This is a genomic window from Campylobacter concisus (assembly GCF_902460415.1).
GTDB lineage: Bacteria > Campylobacterota > Campylobacteria > Campylobacterales > Campylobacteraceae > Campylobacter_A > Campylobacter_A concisus_Y.
Genome location: NZ_CABPTY010000001.1, coordinates 265,776 through 288,741 on the forward strand (window position 1 = coordinate 265,776; position 22,966 = coordinate 288,741).

Annotated in this window: 22 protein-coding genes and 1 tRNA gene; 17 read left to right on the forward strand and 6 right to left on the reverse strand. The window is 37.0% G+C overall.

The window, feature by feature from the left end:
- Window positions 1-6: 6 nt before the first annotated feature.
- The 3 genes from FZ940_RS01300 to bamA all read right to left on the reverse strand — a co-directional run bounded on the left by FZ940_RS01300 (window position 7) and on the right by bamA (window position 3,763).
- Complete coding sequence (locus FZ940_RS01300) at window positions 7-462, reverse strand: 23S rRNA (pseudouridine(1915)-N(3))-methyltransferase RlmH (RefSeq protein WP_148821215.1); 456 nt, start codon at window positions 460-462, stop codon at window positions 7-9.
- 2 nt (window positions 463-464) lie between these two features.
- The gene (gene accD, locus FZ940_RS01305) at window positions 465-1,379 is read right to left on the reverse strand and encodes an acetyl-CoA carboxylase, carboxyltransferase subunit beta (RefSeq protein WP_148821216.1); all 915 of its coding nucleotides are present in this window, start codon (window positions 1,377-1,379) and stop codon (window positions 465-467) included.
- Between the two features lie 128 nt (window positions 1,380-1,507).
- Window positions 1,508-3,763, reverse strand: coding sequence for an outer membrane protein assembly factor BamA (bamA, locus tag FZ940_RS01310; protein ID WP_148821217.1), 2,256 nt, complete (start codon window positions 3,761-3,763; stop codon window positions 1,508-1,510).
- 89 nt (window positions 3,764-3,852) lie between these two features.
- Between bamA and FZ940_RS01315 the strand changes: the two genes are divergently transcribed.
- From FZ940_RS01315 to ribD, 12 genes are all read left to right on the forward strand, one after another.
- Window positions 3,853-4,683, forward strand: coding sequence for a prephenate dehydrogenase (locus FZ940_RS01315; protein WP_084108777.1), 831 nt, complete (start codon window positions 3,853-3,855; stop codon window positions 4,681-4,683).
- A 62-nt stretch (window positions 4,684-4,745) separates the two neighbouring features.
- Window positions 4,746-6,116 carry a peptidoglycan metallopeptidase Pgp6 gene (gene pgp6 / locus FZ940_RS01320; protein ID WP_148821218.1) on the forward strand — a complete coding sequence of 457 codons (1,371 nt, stop codon included), beginning with the start codon at window positions 4,746-4,748 and terminating at the stop codon, window positions 6,114-6,116.
- 61 nt (window positions 6,117-6,177) lie between these two features.
- Window positions 6,178-7,062, forward strand: coding sequence for a UDP-3-O-acyl-N-acetylglucosamine deacetylase (lpxC, locus tag FZ940_RS01325; RefSeq protein WP_148821219.1), 885 nt, complete (start codon window positions 6,178-6,180; stop codon window positions 7,060-7,062).
- 41 nt (window positions 7,063-7,103) lie between these two features.
- The gene (locus FZ940_RS01330; protein ID WP_148821220.1) at window positions 7,104-7,505 is read left to right on the forward strand and encodes a glycoprotease; all 402 of its coding nucleotides are present in this window, start codon (window positions 7,104-7,106) and stop codon (window positions 7,503-7,505) included.
- Window positions 7,506-7,513: 8 nt separating this feature from the next.
- Window positions 7,514-8,398 (forward strand): homoserine kinase, encoded by an 885-nt coding sequence (gene thrB, locus FZ940_RS01335; RefSeq protein WP_148821221.1) that lies wholly within the window; start codon window positions 7,514-7,516, stop codon window positions 8,396-8,398.
- Between the two features lie 99 nt (window positions 8,399-8,497).
- Entirely contained in the window at window positions 8,498-8,674 is a 177-nt protein-coding gene (locus FZ940_RS01340) for a hypothetical protein (protein WP_223154486.1), read from the forward strand.
- Window positions 8,661-11,309, forward strand: a complete 2,649-nt coding sequence (gene infB, locus FZ940_RS01345; RefSeq protein WP_148821222.1) for a translation initiation factor IF-2 — start codon at window positions 8,661-8,663, stop codon at window positions 11,307-11,309. The genes FZ940_RS01340 and infB overlap by 14 nt, the downstream gene beginning before the upstream one ends.
- Window positions 11,306-11,671 carry a 30S ribosome-binding factor RbfA gene (rbfA, locus tag FZ940_RS01350; protein WP_148821223.1) on the forward strand — a complete coding sequence of 122 codons (366 nt, stop codon included), beginning with the start codon at window positions 11,306-11,308 and terminating at the stop codon, window positions 11,669-11,671. Before infB ends, rbfA begins: the two co-directional genes overlap by 4 nt.
- A complete protein-coding gene (gene rimP / locus FZ940_RS01355) occupies window positions 11,664-12,080 on the forward strand; it encodes a ribosome maturation factor RimP (RefSeq protein ID WP_148821224.1) in 417 nt (138 codons plus the stop codon). Before rbfA ends, rimP begins: the two co-directional genes overlap by 8 nt.
- 1 nt (window position 12,081) lies before the next feature.
- Complete coding sequence (locus FZ940_RS01360) at window positions 12,082-13,731, forward strand: formate--tetrahydrofolate ligase (protein WP_148821225.1); 1,650 nt, start codon at window positions 12,082-12,084, stop codon at window positions 13,729-13,731.
- A gap of 12 nt (window positions 13,732-13,743) precedes the next feature.
- Window positions 13,744-14,295: a hypothetical protein gene (locus FZ940_RS01365; protein ID WP_148821226.1), complete on the forward strand. Its 552-nt coding sequence runs from the start codon at window positions 13,744-13,746 to the stop codon at window positions 14,293-14,295.
- Between the two features lie 15 nt (window positions 14,296-14,310).
- Entirely contained in the window at window positions 14,311-15,372 is a 1,062-nt protein-coding gene (ribD, locus tag FZ940_RS01370; protein WP_148821227.1) for a bifunctional diaminohydroxyphosphoribosylaminopyrimidine deaminase/5-amino-6-(5-phosphoribosylamino)uracil reductase RibD, read from the forward strand.
- Here ribD and FZ940_RS01375 read toward each other — a convergent pair.
- From FZ940_RS01375 to FZ940_RS01385, 3 genes are all read right to left on the reverse strand, one after another.
- Complete coding sequence (locus FZ940_RS01375; protein ID WP_148821228.1) at window positions 15,369-16,232, reverse strand: VIT1/CCC1 transporter family protein; 864 nt, start codon at window positions 16,230-16,232, stop codon at window positions 15,369-15,371. The two genes, ribD and FZ940_RS01375, sit on opposite strands and share 4 nt — an antisense overlap.
- 55 nt (window positions 16,233-16,287) lie before the next feature.
- A tRNA-Leu gene (locus FZ940_RS01380) sits at window positions 16,288-16,372 on the reverse strand.
- Between the two features lie 46 nt (window positions 16,373-16,418).
- On the reverse strand, window positions 16,419-16,721 hold the full coding sequence (locus FZ940_RS01385) for a F0F1 ATP synthase subunit C (protein ID WP_004317263.1): 303 nt from the start codon (window positions 16,719-16,721) through the stop codon (window positions 16,419-16,421).
- A gap of 205 nt (window positions 16,722-16,926) precedes the next feature.
- On the opposite strand from FZ940_RS01385, the gene FZ940_RS01390 reads away from it, so the two are divergent.
- The 5 genes from FZ940_RS01390 to FZ940_RS01410 are packed head-to-tail and all read left to right on the forward strand — an operon-like array spanning window position 16,927 to window position 22,848.
- Entirely contained in the window at window positions 16,927-18,273 is a 1,347-nt protein-coding gene (locus FZ940_RS01390; RefSeq protein WP_148821229.1) for a sodium-dependent transporter, read from the forward strand.
- Entirely contained in the window at window positions 18,270-19,601 is a 1,332-nt protein-coding gene (locus FZ940_RS01395; RefSeq protein ID WP_148821230.1) for a sodium-dependent transporter, read from the forward strand. Before FZ940_RS01390 ends, FZ940_RS01395 begins: the two co-directional genes overlap by 4 nt.
- Window positions 19,601-20,941: a sodium-dependent transporter gene (locus tag FZ940_RS01400; protein WP_021090462.1), complete on the forward strand. Its 1,341-nt coding sequence runs from the start codon at window positions 19,601-19,603 to the stop codon at window positions 20,939-20,941. The genes FZ940_RS01395 and FZ940_RS01400 overlap by 1 nt, the downstream gene beginning before the upstream one ends.
- 9 nt (window positions 20,942-20,950) lie before the next feature.
- Window positions 20,951-21,460 (forward strand): TRAP transporter small permease subunit, encoded by a 510-nt coding sequence (locus tag FZ940_RS01405; protein WP_021090735.1) that lies wholly within the window; start codon window positions 20,951-20,953, stop codon window positions 21,458-21,460.
- Window positions 21,460-22,848 (forward strand): TRAP transporter large permease, encoded by a 1,389-nt coding sequence (locus FZ940_RS01410; protein WP_148821231.1) that lies wholly within the window; start codon window positions 21,460-21,462, stop codon window positions 22,846-22,848. Before FZ940_RS01405 ends, FZ940_RS01410 begins: the two co-directional genes overlap by 1 nt.
- Window positions 22,849-22,966 lie beyond the last annotated feature (118 nt).

Below are 22,966 nucleotides of genomic sequence, written 5' to 3' on the forward strand. Positions count from 1 at the left end.
ATTCCTTTATTTGTGGTATGGGTGGTTTGCATTTATGCAAAGTGCTCTAAAAATTTGCTCAAAAAGTACAAGCTTGGCAACCTTATGAGCCATCGTCATCTTGCTCAAACTTACGACTTTTTGTGCTTTATTTTTTAAATTTTGGCTAAGGCCATAAGCTCCACCTATGAAAAAGTTAATTTGTGAATTTGAGTTTAAAATTTGTGCGAATTCTTGGCTATCAAATTGCAAGCCATTTTCATCAAGCATTACGCAAAAGCCCTTTAAATTTGGCTCATAAATTTCATCATAAGCTCTTAAAGCTTCGCTTTTTCCAGTACTTTGAGCTTTTGCTATTTTTTCATTAAAAAAGACTTTATCGTTTATCTTGGCAAATTTTGCACTCATTTTTATATATTCTTGTATTTCGTTTTCAAAGTTGTCACGTGATGATTTTTGAATACTAAAAACTGAAATTTCCAAATTTAGCCTTTGGTTTTTAGCTTTAGTTCAAAGTTATTTCCGCTCTCATCTTGTCTTTCTTTTTGATGCATTGTCTTGCTATTTGTAAGAAATTTAACCATATCGCTTATATATTTTTTATGTTCGCTTCTTGGCACAATAGCATCGATTAAGCCATGTTCTAATAAAAACTCGGCTCTTTGAAATCCCTCTGGAAGGTCAGCACCAATGGTTTGTTTGATTACCCTTTGACCAGCAAAGCCTATCAATGCACCAGGTTCAGCGATTATTAGATCTCCAAGCCAAGCAAAAGAAGCACTAACGCCACCCATAGTTGGATCAGTAAGTATTGAGATGTAAGGTAATTTTGCTTCATCAAGTAGTTTTAAAGCGGCTGATGTCTTTGACATTTGCATCAAAGAAAATGTGCTCTCTTGCATTCTAGCGCCACCTGAAGCGCTCACTATGACTAAAGCTTGGCGTTTTTCTATTGCCCGTTTTATCGCTCTTACGATCTTTTCACCCTCAACTGAAGCTAGCGAACCACCCATGAAGCCAAAGTCAAAAACAACTAGCTGGATCTCTTGTCCGTCGCATTTGCCTTCGCCACATATCACTGAGCTTGTGCGTCCTGTTTTTTCTTTATTTTCTGTGATTCTTTTTTTGTATGATTTTTTATCAACAAAATTTAATGGATCTACCGGTTTTAAATTTGCGTCAAATTCTACAAAGCTATCTTCATCACAGATCAAATTTATGCGATCAGTAGCTTTTAGTCTCATATGATAACCGCATTTTGGGCATACATTAAAACAAGCTTCAACTTCTTTGTAGTACATCAGTGAGTGACAATTATCGCATTTTACCCAGTGCGTAGGTGCTTCTTCTGGACGAGGTTGAGCTTTTCTTATCTTTGAAAAAATGTCTGAGAAATTCATATTTTTACCCACTTATATTAAAAATTGTGGGATTATATCTAATGTTTGCCTTGCTTTTTCTTATATGACTTAAAGTTTGTTTATTTGTGGAGGTTTAAAGGGACAGTTAGCCCCTTTAAAGTATCTTTTTAGAATCTTCTTCCGATAGTAAATTCAAATGTATTTGTATCATCGCCCTCTTTAGGTTTAAGGGCTTTTGCAAAGATTAGTTGAAGTGGTCCGATAGGTGTTATCCACTCGATACCAGTACCAACTGAAGATCTTTTTATCTCATTTAGGCTATTTTCGCCGATCATACCGTAGTCATAAAATACAACACCACGCATTTTGACACGATCTATTATAGGGAAGCTTATTTCAGCTGAATTATTAAATGAAGTTTCGCCGCCGTATTCGTAGTAGTCGCCATTATATTTTACCTTTGGAGATACGGTTCTGCTCTCGTAACCACGTAAGCTTCTTATACCACCAAGGTAAAGTCTTTCGTTGATCGGAGTATATCCTCTTTCCCAAATTTTGCCAAAGCTTGCTTTGTATCTTAAGATAAGATCGTAGTCGATGTATTCTCTAAGACCTAGGTAGTAGTTAAAATTTGTGCGATTTTTGATAAAGTCTATATCGCCACCAAGTCCAGCTATCTCAAATGATGTACTAGCTATGATGCCACGTCTTGGCAAGTAATAATCATCGGTGCTATTATATGTTAAAGCCGGAGTTATAGCGCTTTTTATAGCTTTACCTTCTCTATAAATTTCTTTTTTAGTTTTTGCGTTGATATCTCTTAGTTCATCATCTTTTAGAGTAATTTTGCTTTGCTCAATATTGTAAGTAAGCGATGCACTTAAATTTCTAGTTAGTTTTCTACCAAGAGTTGTGCTAAAGCCATAGCTTCTCTCTTTATATGTTCTCCAGTCATAGTCATTTGCGTAAAGTGTTCCACCAAGGCTATACTCTGAGTCAAAAATTCTTGGGTTTGTAAGACTTATCTGGCCTGAAAGCTCTCTGTCACTTTTATCAACACTTACTTGTCCTTGAAGGCCAGAGCCAAAGATATTTGTGTCAGAAAGTGCTGCATTTAATAATAGTCCGTCACTACTGCCGTATCCGATACCGCCGCTTATTGAGCCAGTCGAAGCCTCTTTTACTTTTACTTTTAGATCGACAGTATTTTTATCAACTGGATCTTCTTCTATCTCAACATCGTCAAAGTAGCTTGTTCTTTTTAATGCATCTTTTGAGTCTTGAAGGTCGGTTCTGCTATATAAATTTCCTTCAGTTAGATAAAGTTCGCGTCTTACAACGCGGTCAACAGTCCTATCGTTTCCTGAAATTTGAACATTTCTTATATATACTTTTTCACCAGGATCTACTTCATAATCAATATCGACAGTTTTGTTTTCATCAAATTTATCAGTCTTTGGATAGACTTTTACAAACGCATAACCTTTATCAGCAACCATATCATCGAGCTTTTTCATATCTTGGCGAAGTCTTGCTGAGTTCATTGTATCGCCATCCTCAAGCCTAAAGTCATCTATAATCTTTTTAGTGTCAAGCTCTAGCTCTTCAGGTGCTGTAATACTTACATTTGAAACCTTATAAGGCTCACCCTCATGAACATAATAAGTAAGATCAGCTGTGTAGTTATCAAACGATGAATTTAAATAAGGTGACGAAATAGTCGCGTCTAAATAGCCTTTTTGGAAATATTTGTCTTGTATTCTTGCTGGATCATTTTCAAGCTCAAAAAGTTTAACTTTACCGTCATTTCTGCCCCAAAGCCAACCCATAAATTCTCTACTTTTATTTGCAACTACTGGCTCAATGTCGTCATAATCAAACTCTTTTGCACCGACTAAATTTACATTTTTGATTATCATATTTTCGCCGCGGTTTATGTTGAGTGTTATAAAAAGTGAGCTGTCGTTATCTGCAACTGGTTGTTTTTCTACGTCTACAACGGTATCAAAATAACCCTTTGACTCATAATATTGGCGAATTCTCTCTTTAGTTTTTTCTATTGTAAGCTCATCATACATATTGCCTGGTTTGATGTTGATTAGCGACTCGATCGCAGTTTTATCATTTGTTACAACACCTTTTAGATCGACCCTAGCAACACTTGGCTTCTCTTTTACGGCTACTAAAAGATTACCATTGCCTGTATCTTCTATATAGATATCATCGAAATAGTTTTGTTTGTATAAATTTGTGATCGCCTTATCGCTAAGCTTTGGAGTTAGATCCTGACCGACTTTTAAGCCCATTATTTGGCTTGCTACTTCAGGCGAAAGGTGAATTAGGCCTTTAAAATTTATTGACTGGATTGTTTGTGCGCTTAGGCCACTGAAAGCTAATGCTAATAAAAATAATTTCTTTTTCATTAAATTTAACCTAGAGTTTTAGTATAAGTGCGTATAATATCATATTTTATTTTTAATAAATTTAAATTTTATAATTTTGAAGGTTTTTTATGAAAATAGGTATCATCGGACTTGGTCTTATGGGTGGCTCACTTGGGCTAGCATTAAAAGATGAAAAATTAATCTCTTGTGTTAGCGGATACGATAAAGACGAAAATCATAGCAAAAAGGCCTTAGAGCTTGGCTTGGTGCATGAAATTTTAAGCATTGACGAGATGAAAAAGAAGTGTGACATCATCTTTTTGGCTGTGCCAGTCGAGGCTATCGTGAGCATCGTGCAAAATTTAACCGATATTAGCGAAGATACAACTATCATTGATTTTGGCTCAACCAAACAAAAGATAATAGAAGCTGTGCCAGAAAAAATTCGTAAAAATTTCATCCCAGCTCATCCAATGGCAGGTACCGAGTATTCTGGTCCAGAGGCTGCTTTCAAATCACTTTACACAGGAGCAACTGTTATCGTTTGTGACTTTGCTGAGAGCGCAGAAAAACATGTAAAAAGAAGCGTGGAGTTATTTTCTTGCCTTGGTATGAAGATCATTTTTATGAGTGCGAAAGAGCATGATCATCACGTGGGTCTTATTTCGCATTTGCCTCATGCGATTGCATTTTCTCTTGCGAGTGGGATTTTAAAAGAAGAGGATAAAAGGCACATCGTAGCACTTGGCGGACCTACATTTAAGGGTATGATACGTGTCGCAAAGAGTTCGCCTTTTATGTGGAGCGATATTTTTAAGCAAAATAAAAATAATGTTGTTGAAGCCATAAATATGTTTGAAAAAGAGCTAAATTTGTGCAAAGATCTCATCAAAGATGAACGCTGGGATGAACTTTTTGCCTGGATGAGCGACGCTAGGGCTGTAAGAGAAATTTTGTAATTAACTAAAAATTTATTGATTTACGTGTAAAATTTTGCAAATAAAATTTAAGGTAAAAATATATGTATAGACGTGGAATTGGTGGTTTTGGTATTGTTGTGCTTTTGCTAATTTTAATTTTAGCCGGTGGTTTTGGCTATGCTTTGATGTCAAAAGATTTTGAGCGAAATGAACCGATAATTGGTGTTGCTGATAAGGTTTATTGGAATCTTAGAACCCCAATGAATATCAAATTTAAAGACGATAGTGGTATAAAATTTGTACGAATTAGTATGAATGATGGGAAAAATGATCTAAATTTGTTAAATCAAATCATACAAAATCCAAGTACTGAGCTTGATGTAAATTTAACCTTTCCAAAGACTGGCTTTTTTGCTCAAAAAGATACCTATGAGATGAATATCGAAGCTGTAGATACTAGCAAATGGAGCTTTTTTACTGGCAACAAAGCTAGTAAAAAGGTTGAAGTAGTGCTTGATACTTCAAAGCCTGATCTTTACGTACTTTCACAGTCTTATTCTATCTCAAAAGGTGGTAGCGCGGTTGTGGTCTTTAGAGCAACTGATAATCAGCTAAAAGAGGTTTATGTGCAGACAAATTTTGGTAAGAAATTTAAGGCAGTGCCATTTTATAAAGAGGGCTTTTATGCAGCACTTGTTGCTTGGCCAGTTCAGGTTGAAAATTTTAGTGCTGAGGTCATTGCAAGAGACTTTGCAGGCAACGAAAGTAAGTCACATGTTAGGTATTTTTACGAAAATGTAAAGTATAAAACTTCAACTATTGCATTAAATGATAGATTTTTAGATGGTAAGATAGTTGATTTAACAGATCAATATGCAAAAGATCCAAGTGCGCTTTCAAGGCTTGAGAAAATGAGATTTGTCAATGAAACGCTTCGAAACTCAAATGAGGAAAAGATAACAGCACTTACTACAAATCCTGGCGATGAGATGTTAGCTGGCTTTAGTGTGACACCATTTTACCCACTAAGAAATGGTAAAAAAGTGGCTGACTTCGCCGATCACCGATACTATACATATAATAACGAGCAAGTAAGCGAATCTTGGCATATGGGAATAGACTTTGCAAGCGTGGCAGCGGCTCCTATAATAGCTAGTAATGCTGGTCGCGTTGTGCTAGCATCTGAGAATGGAATTTATGGTTTAAACATTGTGATAGATCATGGATTTGGGCTTTATTCGCTTTATGGACACTGCTCAAGCACTAGAGTAAAAGAGGGCGATATGGTGGCAGCTGGCGATCAAATAGGCACTACTGGAACTAGTGGTCTTGCGCTTGGCGATCACCTTCACTTTGGAATTTTAGTCCAAGGCGAAGAGGTGAGACCACAACAATGGATGGACAAAAAGTGGATAAAAGATAATATCACAAGTGTCTTAGATGCTGCAAAAGCGATGATAGATAAGAACTAAAAATTTGCAAAATTGATTTTTTAGTGCTATCATAAGCGCATTAAAAATATAAGGAAAATTCTTGAAACAAACTACTATCGCAAGACGCGTTGAGACCGTTGGTATAGGGCTTCATAAAGGTGAGCCGATAAGACTTATACTAGAACCTCTTGATGCAAATTCTGGTATTATTTTGCACCGCGAAGATCTTGGTATTAGTTTTAAAGCTGAACCTAAAAATGTTATAAATACGCAAATGGCAACCGTTGTTGGTAACGAAAAGGGCTTTATTAGTACGATCGAACACCTGATGTCAGCCATAAATGGTTACGGTATTGATAATATTAGAATCTCTGTTGATGCAAATGAAATTCCAGTGATGGACGGTAGTGCAATAAGCTTTTGTATGCTACTTGATGAAGCTGGCATAAGATATCTTGATGCTGGCAAAAAAGTAATTCTTGTCCGCCGCGAAGTTGAAGTCGTTGAGGGTTCTAAATTTGTGCGAACTTCACCTTCAAGAAATCCAAAATTTGACTACACGATAAAATTTGATCATCCAGTTATTGGTGAACAAAGATATGTTTTTGATTTTAGTAAAAGCTCTTTTATAAAAAATATAGCTCGTGCTAGAACTTTTGGATTTTTGAAAGATTTACAGCGTTTGCAAGCTCAAAATTTAGCTCTTGGTGCATCGCTTGATAATGCCGTGGCAATCGATGATACGCATATCCTAAATCCAGAGGGTTTGAGATTTGAAAATGAGTTTGTAAGGCACAAAATTTTAGATGCGATTGGTGATTTAAGCTTGCTTGGAGCGCCTTTATTGGGCGATTATACAGCATTTGCTGGAAGCCACGATCTAAATCACAAATTAACTCTTGCTTTGATGGCCGATGAGAAAAACTACGAGATCGCAACTCTAAACGGTGAACTTCTAAAAGAGTATCAAAAGGTATTCGCATAGAAAATATTGAAATTTTAGTTGTCTCTTTATCGACTCCGCTCTTGGTTGGAGTTTATAAAGACGGCGTAAAATTTGATGAAATTACTACTGATGAACATGTCAGTGAAGCTTTGATAAAAATCTTAGAAAATTTATCCTCTAAATTCAATATCACAAAAATTATCTATGCAAATACGCCAGGAAGCTTTATGGGGTTAAAGGTGGCCTATGTCATTTTAAAGACTTTCTCTTTAGTAAAGGGTTGCGAATTTTATGCGGTTAGCGGCTTTAGCTTAAATGGAGGTCAAGCGATCAGAGCAAATAAAAATTTAAGCTTCATTTTAAAAGATGGCAAAATTTCACTTAAAAAAGTAGAGCCAGTAGGATTTAGGTTGCCTTTAAATTTAGATGAATTAAAACTAAATTCAGATACACTTCCAGATTATATCATCCAAGCAGTTTAGGAGAAATTTTGAATATCTTAGTGCCTGCAACAAGTGCGAATTTGGGCCCTGGTTTTGATGCTTTGGGGCTTAGTTTGAAGCTTTTTAATAGCGTGAAAATCGAGTCAGCAAAATTTAGCTCAGTGTCGATAAACGGCGAAGGCAGTGGAAGTGTAAATTTAAAGAGAAATAACATATTCCTAAGTATTTTTAATGAAATTTTTTTTGAGCTAACTGGTAAAAATGAAAATTTTAGAGTCGTTTTTGAAAATAATATCCCATTTTCAAGGGGACTTGGCAGTAGCTCCGCTGTTATCGTTGGAGCCATTGCTTCAGCGTACGAAATGGCTGGCTTTAAGGCAAGTAAAGATACGGTTTTAAATAAAGCTATCATCTATGAAACCCATCCTGATAATATCTCGCCAGCAGTTCACGGCGGATTTATCAGCGCGATCGTAAAAAATGGCAATGTCTACGCAAATAAAATAAATTTAAGCGACGAGATAAAGGCGGTAGTTGTTATCCCAAATAAACCAATGAGTACATCCTCGTCAAGACAAATTTTGCCAAAAAACTATACGATGAAAGAGTGTGTAAATAACTTATCTCATGCTGCTTTTTTAACGTCTTGTTTTTATGAAAAAAAGTATGATCTCTTAAAAATAGCAAGCAAAGATTTGATGCATGAAGAGCGTAGAATGCACGCTTTAGAAGAGCTTTTTGAAGTTAGAAAAGTAGCTTATGAAAATGGTGCTTTAATGAGCACGCTTTCAGGCTCAGGCTCAAGCTTTTTAAATATCGCTTACAAAGATGATGCTAAAAATTTACAAGATATTTTAAAGAGTAAATTTAGTGATTTTAGGGTTGAGGTTTTTTCATTTGATAACGATGGATACGAAATTACGCAAAGCTAAAAACAAGTTTAAAAAGATATAATGAACAAAAATAATCCTGTAAGGACATGTGTCGCTTGTAAAATTAAAATTTCTCAGAGCTTGCTAAAAAGATACCGCTTGGTAGGTAAAAATTTAGAGCATGGCAAAGGAAATGGTCGTAGCTTTTATCTGTGCGACAAATGTATGCAAAAAGATATAAAAATTTTAAAAAAAATAATTGATAAACAAACTAAAGGTGCTTTTATTTGTGATGCACCAAAGTTAAAGGAGATACTCTTAAATGAGCAATGTTAGGATTTCAGAGATCGCAAACGAGCTTGGCTATCCAAGTAAAGAGATAGTAGGAAAAGCTCAAGAGTTAGGATTAAAAGTCAAAACTCACTCAAATGCAGTTAGCCTTGAAGAGGCCGAAGCTATATATGAATATGTTCAAACTGGCGTGATACCAGATAAATTTAAAAAGAAAAAGAGTGAACCTAAACCAAAAAAAGAGCCTAAAAAAGAAGTAGAAAAAGAGTCAGTAAAAAAAGAAGAAAAACAAAAAAGTGAACCTAAAAAAGCTACTACTAAAACTGAGTCAAAGTCGGTAAAAGCTGAGCCTAAGAAAGAGGCACAAATTTTAGAAGAAAAACAAAAAATTGAGCCTAAAAAAGAAGAAATAAAAGTAGAGCAAAAACAAGTCGAAGCTCCAAGGCCAAAAGAGAGCTTGGCCGATGTGACTCAAAAAAGACGTGGCCTTGTGATAGTAAAAAAGAAAAAAGACTATGAAGCGCCAATTGCTACAAAAGAAGAGAAAAAGCCTGAGCCAAGCATAGCTAATATAAGCGATTTTAAAAGTATGTTTTCAGCAAATGATGAAAATTTAGCTAAGAAAAAGAAAAAAGATAAAAAAGTAGTTGTTGCAAGTAAAAAGGATAACACTCAGAAGATGGATCTACTTGGCGGAAGTGATTTTGGTGACATTGTACTAGAAGATGAAGATGTAGTTGTTCTTCCTGATTTTAGCTTTAAAACCCCAGCACCAGTACCTGCTCAAAAGACAAAACAGCCAAATGTTATGAGAACTACGATCAATAACACGATAAATTCATTTGGCGAAGGCGGCATTCAAAGAAGAGCTAGAAAAAAACACAAAAAGCCTGAAAATAAGCAAAACAACGAAGCTGTGACGTCTATAAATATTCCAAAAGAAATTCGTGTTTATGAATTTGCTGAAAAGCTAAATAAGCAGCCAAGTGAGATCATAGGTAAGTTATTTATGCTTGGTATGATGACAACAAAAAATGACTTTTTGGATGAAGATGCGATAGAAATTTTGGCTGATGAGTTTAATGTAGAGGTTAATATCATCGACGATCAAAAAGAATTTGACTACGTAGCAGCCTATGAAGAAGAGATAAAAGACGATGAAAATCTCCAGCCAAGAGCACCAGTCATAACCATCATGGGTCACGTTGATCATGGTAAAACTTCATTGCTTGATTACATTAGAAATTCTCGCGTAGCAGCTGGCGAGGCTGGCGGTATCACTCAGCACGTGGGTGCTTATATGGTAAATAAAAACGGCAAAAATATTACATTTATCGACACTCCAGGTCACGAAGCGTTTACCGCTATGCGTGCAAGGGGTGCTGGCGTAACTGATATAGTTATCATCGTTGTTGCAGCAGATGACGGCGTAAAACCACAGACAAAAGAGGCGGTCAGCCACGCAAAAGCCGCTGGTGTGCCAATAATCATCGCGATAAACAAAATGGATAAAGAGTCAGCAAATCCTGACCTAGTAAAGACTGGTCTTGCTGAGCTTGACATTATGCCAACAGAGTGGGGTGGCAAGTATGAATTTGTGCCGATCTCTGCAAAAACAGGCATGGGCATAGATGATCTACTTGAGATCGTGCTTTTGCAAGCTGATCTTTTGGAGCTAAAAGCAAATCCAAAGGCAAATGCAAAAGCAACGGTTATCGAGAGCTCGCTTCAAAAGGGTCGTGGTCCAGTAGCCACTATCATCGTTGAAAATGGTACGCTTCATGTTGGAGATACTGTCGTAGCTGGCGTTGCATATGGAAAGATAAGAAGCTTGCTTGATGACCAAGGTAAGCCTTTACAAGATATAAAACCAGGTGAATGTGGTGTGATAGTAGGTCTTAGCGAAATAGCAGAGGCTGGCGAGACATTAATAGGCGTAAAAACTGATAAAGAGGCTCGTGAATACGCACAGAAAAAAGCTGAATATATCCGCCAAAAAGAGCTTAGTAAGAGTACAAAAGTTAGTATTGATGAGCTTAGCGCCAAGATTGCCGAGGGTGAGTTAAAGACGCTTCCAGTCATCATCAAAGCTGACGTTGGTGGTTCACTTGAGGCGCTAAAAGCAAGCCTAGAAAAACTAGCAAATGATGAGATCAGAGTAAATGTTATCCACTCTGGTGTTGGCGGCATCACGCAAAGTGACGTGGCACTTGCTAGTGCGAGTGAAGACTGTATAATCCTTGGTTTTAACATAAGACCAACTGGCGAGATAAAAGAAAAGGCAAAAGAGAGCGGTGTCGAGATAAAGACTTACAACGTTATTTATAATTTAATTGACGACGTGAAAGCGATCTTGGGCGGACTAATGTCACCGATAATTAGAGAAGAGCAGCTTGGTCAAGCTCAGGTTCGCCAAGTGATCCATGTGCCAAAAGTCGGTACTATTGCTGGATGTATCGTCACTGAGGGCACGATAAACAGAGGTGCAAAAATTCGTCTTATTAGAGAAGGCGTGGTCGTTTATGAGGGCTTAGTAAGCTCACTAAAACGCTTCAAAGATGATGTCAAAGAGGTTGCTAAAGGCTACGAGTGTGGCGTTGGTATCGAAAATTTCAATGACATCAGAGAAAACGACTATATCGAAAGCTTTAAAGAAGTCAAGGAGAAAGCTACTCTATGAACGCTAACGAAATAAAGCGTATGAGAACAGAGAGTGTGCTAAAAGAGCTCATCCCAGAGGCTCTAGCCACTCTTGAAGATAGCATTTTAAAAGGACTTTGTGTCACTGATGTAGAGTGTAAAAAGGGCAGATATGACGCCTTTGTTTATCTTGATAAGATGGCTTTTGATGAGCGTGAACAAGAGTATATTTTGGGACATTTGAAGCGAGTTTGTAGGCATTTGCAAAACCACTGTATGGCAGCTGAGGGCTGGTACAGATGCCCAAATTTTCACTTTAAATTTGATGATAGATTAGAGTATCAAAACCATATGAATAAGTTGTTTGATAAAATTTCAAAGGATTTAAACAAAAATGGATAATTTAAACAAACTAGTAGGCGAATGCGGCGTAGAGCTTTACGACAGCGAGATCGCAAATGAAAATGGCAGGGCTATTTTTAGAGTTTATATCACGAAAAATGGCGGAGTGAGTCTTGATGACTGTGAAAAAGTGAGCCGATTGCTCTCGCCTATTTTTGACGTGACACCGCCAGTTAGCGGGGATTATAACCTCGAAGTTAGCTCACCTGGCCTTGAGAGAAAGCTTAGTAAGCCATCTCACTTTAAAGCGAGCGTTGGTGAGCTTGTAAAAGTTCAAACAGATGCTGAAAAATTTGCAGGAAGGCTCGTAAAAGCGAACGAAGAGAGCATTGCAGTAGAAAATGAAGAGGGAATTTTTGAGATCAACATCAGTGAGATAAAAAAAGCAAAAACATATTTGGAGTGGTAAAATGCTAAGCGACATCGAGATAACTCACCAAACGAAACTTGAACACATCAGTAAAGTTGCCGCAAGACTAGGCTTAAGCGAAGACGAGCTCGAGCTTTACGGAAAATTTAAGGCTAAAATTTCCCCTAGACTTGAGCCATCAAACTCAAAGCTCATCTTAGTCACCGCGACCAATCCAACCCCATACGGCGAGGGTAAAACGACTATGTCGATTGGTCTAGCCGACGCACTAAATTTACTTAGTAAAAAGGTTTGTCTAGCACTTCGTGAGCCATCTTTGGGGCCAGTTTTTGGCATAAAGGGTGGAGCAGCAGGCGGTGGCTACTCGCAGCTTGCGCCGATGGAGGATCTAAATTTACACTTCACTGGCGATTTTCATGCTATAACATCGGCAAATAACCTTATTTCAGCAATGATAGATAATAGCCTATATCAAGAAAACCCACTAAAAATAGAGAAAATTTTATGGAAGCGCTGTATGGATATGAACGATCGCGCGCTTAGATTTATCACTGTGGGTCAGGGCGGTAGAACAGATGGCGTGCCAAGAGAAGATGGCTTTAACATCACCGCTGCAAGCGAGATCATGGCTGTGCTTTGTCTAGCCACAAGCTTATCAGATCTAAAAGAGCGTGTGGCAAATATCATGGTTGCCTACGATAGTGATAAAAAGCCTATCTACGTGCGTGATCTAGGCTGTCAAGACGCTGTTTGTATACTTTTAAAAGATGCGATCAAGCCAAATTTATTTCAAACGCTTGAGCACACACCTACGCTCGTGCATGGTGGTCCATTTGCAAACATCGCGCACGGCTGCAACTCAGTCATCGCAACAAAAACAGCTCTAAATTTAGCTGACTACGTCATCACTGAAGCTGGCTTTGGCTCTGAGCTTGGTGCGGAGAAATTTTTAGATATAAAATGCAGGGTTGCCGATATTAAACCAAGCGCTGTGGTGCTTGTAAGTACGATCAGATCGCTAAAATATAACGGCGAATCAAACAAAGACGAGATAATAAAACCAGATATGAACGCCCTTAAAAAAGGTATCGAAAACCTTGGTGGGCATATCGAAAATTTAAAAGAAAAATTTGGACAAAACGTAGTTGTGGCACTTAACAAATTTGGCTTTGACACAGATGAAGAGATAAATTTCGTAAAAGAGTATTGCCATGAGCTTGGTGTAGAAGTGGCAGTTTGTGAGAATTTCTTAAAAGGTGGCAAAGGCGCGCTTGAGCTTGCAGAACTAGTTTTAAAAGCGTGCGATAAGCCAAGCAAGATAAATTTCACATACGAGATGAGCGATGATACGAAAACTAAAATAGAAAAGGTCGCTAAGGAAATTTATGGAGCTGGCGAGGTGATCTTTGAGGAGGCTGCTCTTAAAAAGCTCGAGATGATAAAAGAGCTAAATTTGAGCCATTTGCCAGTTTGTATCGCAAAAACGCAGTACTCTTTTAGTGATGATGCGAAGCTTTTGGGCAGAGCAAAGGGCTTTACATTTAGCGTAAAAGATCTTGATATTAGAACCGGGGCTGGCTTTATAGTTGCAGTTTGCGGTAAGATCATGCTAATGCCAGGACTTCCAAAAGTACCAGCTGCTGTCAATATGAGGATAGATGCAGACGGCAAGATCGACGGCTTGTCTTAAATTTGGAGAAATATGAAATTTGTAAAAATACTCTTTTTAATATTTTTAAGTGTTTTCTTCGTTGGATGCTCGGGAAGATATAAATATAATGTTGAGCCAACGCCGATACAAAAAGGCGTGGCTAAATATATTGTTAGTGATTTTAACCTAACATTGACGAATCAACCAACTAGATACGAGCACAACACTAACTATAAAAATGAAAGCGAGCTTAGTGATGAGTTTGTGGAATTTATAAACAAACATCTAAAAGAGCAGGGTATTTTAGGGGACGAAAATAGTTTCAAGATAAAAATACAAATGGACTATGAAAGATGGTTTAACTGGGGTGGCAAGGCGTTAAACAAGCCACACTTTCGCTATAGCGTGAAAATTTATGATAACGATGATAGGCTTTTGGTCTCTTACTCTATACCAGTTTCTACAACGAAATATAGCTATTTTAAAGAGATCGCGGTTTTGGCAGAGATCGCTGCTTTTAGGTGGGACGCAGAGGATGAGCCGACCGATATCGACTTGATCTCAAAAACTCTTGTTGATGAAATAAAAGATATAGGAAAATAAAAATAGTCTGTTAAGATGAACGACGAATTTTACATGGATCTTGCTTTAAGCGAGGCTTGGAAATTTCAAATATTAACCTATCCAAATCCAGCCGTTGGATGCCTTATCCTTGATGAAAATGGGCAAATTTTATCTTGCAAGGCTCATGAAAAGGCTGGATATTTACACGCTGAACCGACAGCGATACTTTTTGCGCTTTGCAAAAAAAGTGAAAAATTTAAAGATGATTTTATAAAAGCGTATAACGCCAAATTTAGCTTCGATATAAAAGATGGCGAATTTGGCCTTTTAGAGCCAAAATTTACCTATGAATTTATACTAAATAACCACTCAAATTTACTAAAAAATGCAAAAGCTTATGTCACACTTGAGCCTTGCTCGCATCACGGCAAAACGCCACCTTGTGCAAATTTGCTAAAAGAGCTTGGCTTTAGCGATGTGATAATTGGCAGCCATGATGAAAATAAAATAGCAAGTGGCGGTGGAAATTTACTTAAGAGTGCTGGAGTGAATGTTAAATTTGGCGTTTTAAAAGAGCGCTGCGATAAGCTACTTGAACCATTTTTGGCATACCAAAATGGTGGATTTAGCTTTTTAAAAATAGCTCTTAGTAAAAACGGCGTGGCAAGTGGTGGCATCATCACAAATGAGCTTAGCCGCACGCATGTGCATAAACTTAGAAGCGTCATAGACACATTGGTGATCGGTGGCAATACAGTGCGGACAGACCGACCAAAGCTCGATACCAGACTTGTAAAAAATGGCAAAAACCCAGACGTCATAATCTACTCAAGAGACGATAAATTTGATGAAACATTGCCACTTTTTAGCGTACCAAATCGCAAAGTTAGCATTCAAAAAGAGCTTGATCTAAAAGGTCTTAGCATGTTTGAAGGATCTGGCGAGTTTTTGAAACTTGCAAAAGAGGGCAAGCTAGCAAATGTAAAATGGCTACTTATCTATCAAGGCTCAAATTTCAAAATTGGTGAAAATTTGAGCCTTGATCTAAATTTAAAACCACTTTTTAGTGGAAATTTTGGTGACGATAGTTACACTTGGTATGAAATTTTGGATTAAATATCTAGTCCAAAGTAGTGTTTGACTAAAAAGCCGATGCCAAAAGATATGATCGCAACGCCAAAAGTTATCACACACATCTCAATCACTCTTGGCAAAAATTTAAGCTCCTTTGCCACGCTTATATAAAAGTTGTAAGTGATGATGGCAACTAGTGCAAAGAAAAACATCGACAAGACGGCGTAAAGACCGCTTGTAAAGATGAAAAATGGAAGTATCAAAAATGCCGTTGTTATGATGTACGAACCGCCTGTGTAGAACGAGTAGGTAAGTGGTTTGATCTCGTCGCTTGGATTTTCTTTTGACTCGAGATATGCTGAGCCAGCCATAGAAAGTGCAGCTGCCACGCCCATGATAAGGCCTGTTGCGCCAACTGATTTTGTATTTGAAAAGGCAAGCGCGATGCCGCTAAGTGTGCCAGTTAGCTCAACTAAAGCATCATTCATGCCAAGCACGATACCACCAGCATTTACGAGCTTTGTGTCTTTTAACATGGAGATTAGACTATTTTCGTGGTTCATCTCCTCTTCGTAAATATCACGAGCTTCAGGATATTCATCTACGATGTCAAGATAAAATTTCTCAGCATTTTCTTCGCGTGACTCCATAAATTTCAGAGTAAAAGATGTGCCAAAAATTTTAACAAGTATTGTGTATAAGATGACTTTGAATAAATTTGCACTTCTGCTTTCGCCAGTTATCTTTTGACAAAAAGCATAGTGGCGTCTCTCTTCGGTGATTAATTTGCGAAGTATTTTTTTGTTCTCATCGTCTTTTTCACTAGCTTCGAGTAATGTATAGATAGCGGTGTCATCTGCTTCATTTTGTAGCTGTTTTAAAGCACGCTTTTTATCTAGCATAAATTCCCCCTTTTTAAATTTTGTAAGATTTTGGATTTTGAAGTGTAAGATTAGATGGTGCGATCAGCGAGACTCGAACTCGCACACCTAGCGGCACTACCCCCTCAAGATAGCGTGTCTACCAATTCCACCATGATCGCAAAAAGAGTAAAAGCCCCAAAGAGGGGCTAAATTTAAGCTTTACGCTTAGCCAAGCATTGGGTTTGCGTAAAGAACGATAAGCGTAATAACAAGTGCGTAGATAACTTGTGCTTCGATCATCGCAAGAGCGATAAACATTGTAGTCATAAGTTTGCTACCAACACCTGGGTTTCTAGCTGTTCCGCTAATTGTTGCAGCAGCTGTATTGCCCATACCAATAGCGCCACCAAGGGCTGCAAGGCCAAGGCCAATACCACCAGCGATAACTGAATATGATCTAATCATCTCGCCATCAGCGCCAAATGCAAATGCGGCAAGACCAAGAATTAAAAACACGATCTTTTTCATCGTTGCTCCTTTAAAATTTTAAAGCTCTTTCGGATCTGTCCCCTACTTAAACTTTATGAGCCGTAATATTACAAAAACAAAACTTTGTTTCAAATAAAAACACTAAAAATTTAAATTGCCCATAAAAAATTCTTGGCTTAGAAAAATAAAAGTTTTTTTATGTTATCTTTGAAAAAATTAATTTATTCTTAATCTCAGGTAATCAATGATAAATGAAAAATTTTCAAAAATAGGCTTTGTTCTTGCTATGGCAGGATCGGCTGTTGGACTTGGTAATGCATGGAAATTTCCAACAATGGTAGGAAACAATGGCGGCTCAGCGTTTATAATTTTATATTTACTTCTCACGTTTGCTATCGCTTTTGTAGCGTTTTTAGCAGAGCTTAGCATTGGTAAGCTTGGTGAGAGTGACGTTGTAAGCTCCATTTATAAACTTGCTCCAAAACACAAAAAAATATGGTCTTTTTCAGGCTTTTTTATGATAGGAGCGATACTTATTGCTTCGTTTTATATGGTTGTCATTGGCTGGATATTAAAGTATATTTATCTTAGCTTTTCGTCACTTTTAAGCAATCAAGAAGAGGCTGCAGCGCAGTTTAACACGCTTTTGGCAAATGATCTAACCAGTGCCGTGCTTTGCTTTAGTCTAGTCTTTTTAATGGTATTTTTTGCTGTTTCAAAAGGTGTAAAAAGCGGCATAGAAAAGCTAAATATTTGGATGATGCCGGGCCTTTTTATACTACTTGTTTGTATACTTTTTTATGCAATTAGCATGGGTGATGGCTTTGTTAAGGCGGCTAAATTTTTATTTGTACCAAATTTTAGCGCGATCACGCCAGATGTTGTTTTACAGGCTCTTGGACTCGCGTTCTTCTCGCTATCTATGGGTGTTGGCGTCATACCGACATATGCTGCAAATTTACCAGAGCAGACAAATCTTATAAAATCAACGCTTTCTATCATCTTTATAAACATATTAATAGGCGTTATGATGGGACTTGTGGTCTTTACATTTATATTTGCTTATGGAGCTGATAGTACGGCAAGTGGACCAGGGCTTATTTTTATCTCACTTGTTACACTCTTCGCAAAACTTGGGATAGTTGGCAATGTCATGGCCATCGCATTTTTTGTTTCGCTTTTATTTGCTGGTGTTACAAGTGCTGTTTCGATGATTGAACCATTTGCTTATTATTTGGTTAGAAAATTTGAAATTTCACGCAAGATGGCTCTTGTTTATATTGGAATTTTTGTCTATATTTTAGGCCTTTTTTGTATTTTTTCATATTATGCACAGACGGCTAATATCTTTAGTATTTTTGGTAAGCCAGTCTTTGATGCGCTTGATTTTCTTACTTCAAATATAATGATGCCAATAGGCGCCATAATTTTTAGTTTTTTTGTTGGCTATAAACTTAAAAAAGAGAGCCTATATCTACTCTTTGGCGAATTTATGGGAAAAGTATTTTTTGAAATTTGGTATTTTGCTTTAAGATACATCGTACCAATCGCAATTTGCGCCATCATGATCTATCAAATAGCAGGTAAATGATGGATAGATTTAGTAAAGTTGGTTTTGTTCTTTCTATCATTGGAGCGGCTATTGGCCTTGGTAATGCATGGAAATTTCCATATATGGTCGGTAGTAACGGTGGTTCAGCATTTATTCTTATATATCTATTTTTTGCTTTTGTAGTTGGGCTTAGTATATTTTTTGCTGAGATGGCAATGGGTAAAATTTTACGCCTTGACACGGTTGGAGCATTTAAGAGTCTAGCTACAAAGGGGGCAAATTCTTGGAAATTTGCTGGTGTTGTGATGGTGACAGGGTTATTTATCGCATCTTTTTACACGCTTATTATTGGCTGGGTTTTAAAATACGTTATCTTAAGTCTCGGTGAGCTTCCAAAAGATATGGCAAGCTCAGAAGCGCTTTTTGTAAATTTTACTTCAAAGGGCATAGAGGAGCAAATTTTGTATTTTAGTATCGCTTTTTTTGCCTACTTTTTTATACTTACAAAAGGTATAAAAAGTGGAATAGAACGTATAAATGTATATCTCATTCCAGCACTTTTTATTTTACTTTTGCTTATGCTTGGCTACTCTTTTGGTATGAATGGATTTGATGAGGCGGCTAAATTTTTACTAGTGCCAGACTTTTCAAAGATAGATCAAGGCGCTATCTTAAATGCTCTTGGGTTAGCTTTTTTTACGATGTGTATTGGTATTGGTTGCATTTTAACTTACTCATCAAGCCTAGGCAATGATACAAATTTATTCACTTCATCACTTTATGTAGTCTTTGCAAATATAATTATTAGCGTAATTATAGGACTTATAGTTTTTACATTCACCTATGAATTTGGCTCAGAGCCATCAAAGGGTGCAGGGTTAGCATTTATCTCGCTTCCAACGCTTTTTGCAAAGCTTGGTTTGCTTGGAAATTTCTTAGCTTTTGCATTTTTTACATCTCTATTTTTTGCTGGTATAACATCGGTTATTTCACTAGTTGAACCATTTATATTTTTCTTAAATAAAAGCTTGGGATTTAGTAGAAATAGATCAATTATTATTGTTGGTGCCGTAGTTTATGTTTTAGGAATTTTATGTGCGTTAAGCGGCATCAGCGATTTTAAGGAGCCACTTACATTTTTTGGTAAGAGCTTTTTTGATTTGCTTGATTATCTTAGCTCAAACATTATGCTCCCACTTGGTGGCATTATATTTGCCATTTTTGTTGGATACTTTATGAAATTTGAGCTTTTAAAAGAGCTATTCTTGCCTTATATGGGTAAGGTTGTTTTTAAAATTTGGTATTTTTTAATAAGGTTTGTAGCACCAGTTCTAGTTTTTGTGGTGTTAGTAAGGGAGATTGCATAATGGCAAAAGAACAGTTTTCTAAAATAGGTTATGTTTTAGCAGTTGCAGGATCAGCGGTTGGACTTGGAAATGCATGGAAATTTCCATATATGGTCGGTGAAAATGGTGGATCGGCATTTGTTATTTTATATCTTTTGATAACGTTTTTAGTTGGCATACCTATCTTTATGGCAGAGCTAAGTATTGGCAAACTTAGTGAGAGCGATAGTGTAAATGCCTTTAGAAAGTTAGCGAATAAAAATAAAAATTTATGGCAACTAGTTGGAATTTTAGCTATGGTAACCGCAGCTATAATCTCATCTTATTATATTGTTATCATCGGCTGGGTCTTTAAGTATTTCACACTATCTTTTACCGGTCTTCCAAACGATATAGAAAGTTCAAAAGTAATATTTAACGAGCTTCTTACACATGGTCTTGGCGAGCAGACACTTTATTTTGTTATAGCATTTGTAGCTTGCTTTTTTATCCTTTCAAAAGGAGTGAAAAGTGGCATTGAAAAGCTAAATGTTTGGATGATGCCAAGCCTATTTATCATGGTTTTAATCATGCTTATCTTTTCTATGACGATGAATGGCTTTACAAAATCGGCTGAGTTTTTACTTGTTCCTGATTTTAGTAAAATTTCATTTAACTCGCTCTTGCTTGCTCTTGGGCTTGCTTTTTGGACACTATCTCTTGGTATGGCAGCGATCATTACATATTCAGCTAGCTTAAGCGATGATACAAATTTAGCTACTTCTACGCTAAGTATCGTTTTTATAAACATCGTCCTAGCCATTATGATGGGTCTTGTTATCTTTACATTTATATTTGAATTTGGTGCCGAGCCGTCTCAAGGACCAGGACTTGTCTTTATCTCGCTTCCAACGCTCTTTGCTAAGCTTGGCGTGATAGGTCAAATTTTAGCTGTAGCATTTTTTGCTGCGCTTATCTTTGCTGGCATTACTTCAGCCATCTCTATCGTAGAGCCGTTTGTATTTTTCTTGATCAGAGAGTATGGCATTAGCAGGATAAAAGCTCTTAGTATAGTTGGAGCTGGTGTTTTTGTTTTAGGATTTTTATGTCTTTTATCAAATATAGAAAATGTTGGCGACAAATTTATGCTCTTTGGTAAAAATTTCTTTGATTTTCTTGACTTTACCGCTTCAAATGTTCTGCTTCCAATTAGTGGTATTGGTGGAGCGATATTTGTTGGATATTTTATGAAAAGAGAGGCACTTTATGTGCTATTTAGTCCATATATGAGCGACTTTGTATTTAGTGCATGGTATTTTTTATTAAGATATGTGGCGCCAGTTTGCGTCTTTATCATCATGATAAATAAATTGTTTTTTTAAGGGTTGGTTATGCAAAAAGTTGAGAAATTTTTTGATAAGGTCGGCGACATAGTCGGCTATATTTGCATGTTTATTATGGCTTTGATGATAATAGACGTCTTTTTTAACGTTGTGGCAAGATATTTTTTCTCTTATGGAAACGTTGCATTTCAGGAGCTTGAGTGGCATTTTTTTGCTGTAATATTTTTGCTTGGCATGAGCTATGCATTAAAAGAAGATGCACACGTTAGAGTTGATATCTTTTATGCTAAGTTTTCACCAAAAAACAAAGCTCTTGTAAATATGATAGGAACTGTTATTTTTGTAATCCCATTTGCACTTCTGGTTTCAAATTTATCATTTGAATTTGTGAGTGATGCTTATACTTCAGCTGAAGCTAGTGCAGATCCAGGCGGTCTTACTCACAGATGGATCATAAAAGCACTTATTCCTTTTTCTTTTTATCTACTTGTATTTTTTGCGATTGGCTTTTTTATAAGAAATTTTAATCTTTACAAAAAAGCTAAAAAGGGGGAATAATGGCTGGCTTGATAATGTTTATAGCTGCACTTTTGATGCTAGGCATTGGCTTTCCGGTAGCCTTTACCTTTGGTGCGGTTTCGATGATATTTGGCATGATTGGTAGTATTGTTGAGAGCATTGGAGACGGAGATGGTCTGCTTGGAAGTATCGAAGTTTTCAAAGATATGTTTAACTTCATGCCTTATAGAATTTTCTCTATCATGGAGAGTAGAATTTTTATAGCAGTTCCACTTTTTGTATTTATGGGCGTTGTGCTTCAAAAGTCAAAACTAGCCGAGAGGCTACTTGAGAGCATGGGTATGCTTTTTGGAGAAATTCGCGGAGGTATTGCTATTAGCACTATCTTGGTTGGAGCACTTCTTGCAGCTTCAACTGGTGTTGTTGGTGCAAGTGTCGTTGCAATGGGCGTTATAAGCTTGCCTGTTATGTTAAAGTATAAATACGACCAAGCGCTAGGTTGTGGTACTATATGTGCTGCTGGTACGCTTGGACAGATCATTCCACCTTCTATCGTGTTGATTATTTTGGGTGATATATTTTCAGTGCCAGTTGGTGAGCTTTTTCATCAAGCCATCATCCCAGGACTCACACTAGTAGCAGTTTATATCATTTATATTTTGATTGTTGCTTATTTGAAACCAGATACTGCACCGGTAGTAAAAGATGAGAGCGGTGTTAGTAAATTTAAGCAGATCATGAGAGCACTAATCGCTATCTTTCCACCGCTTTTACTGGTTATTTGCGTATTGGGTTCTATATTTGCAGGTATCGCTACACCAACTGAAAGTTCAGCTTTTGGCTGCGTTGGAGCCATTATTTTAGCTATTTTTTATAGGACATTTTCATTTTCTATGATAAAAGAGGCATTGGCAGAAAGCGTAAAAACCACAGCTCTAGTCTTTGCCATACTTGTTGGTGCGACAGCCTTTTCTATGGTATTTAGTTATACTGGTGGAGATGAGATTGTTGAAAAATTTATGACAAATTTACCAGGTGAGAAGTGGGGCTTTATCATTTTTAGTATGGTTGTAATCTTTGTGCTTGGCTTTTTTATCGATTTTGTTGAAATTTCATACATTGTACTTCCTATCTTGGTGCCAATAGCTGCAAAGCTTGGTATAAATCCAATTTATCTAGCAATCTTAGTTGCGATGAATTTGCAAACTTCATTCCTAACGCCGCCATTTGGATTTAGCTTATTTTTCCTAAGATCAGTCGCACCAGCTGAGATAAAAACGACTGCTATTTATAAAGGCGTTGTGCCTTATATCATCATTCAAATGGCAGTTTTAATCTTTTTCTGCGTATTTTTAATGGAGATAAAGCCGATGCTAGATGCGAGCCACGGCGGATTATTTAACTTCTTACTCTCGCTTTTTAAATGATATAAAAGTTTTTGGTTGTAAAATACCAAAAACAAGCAAAATGGCTAATTTGAGTTTCTGCCCAACTTAGCCATTTTTTATGACCGCTTTTTAGTAAATTTATAAATTTAATGAGGTG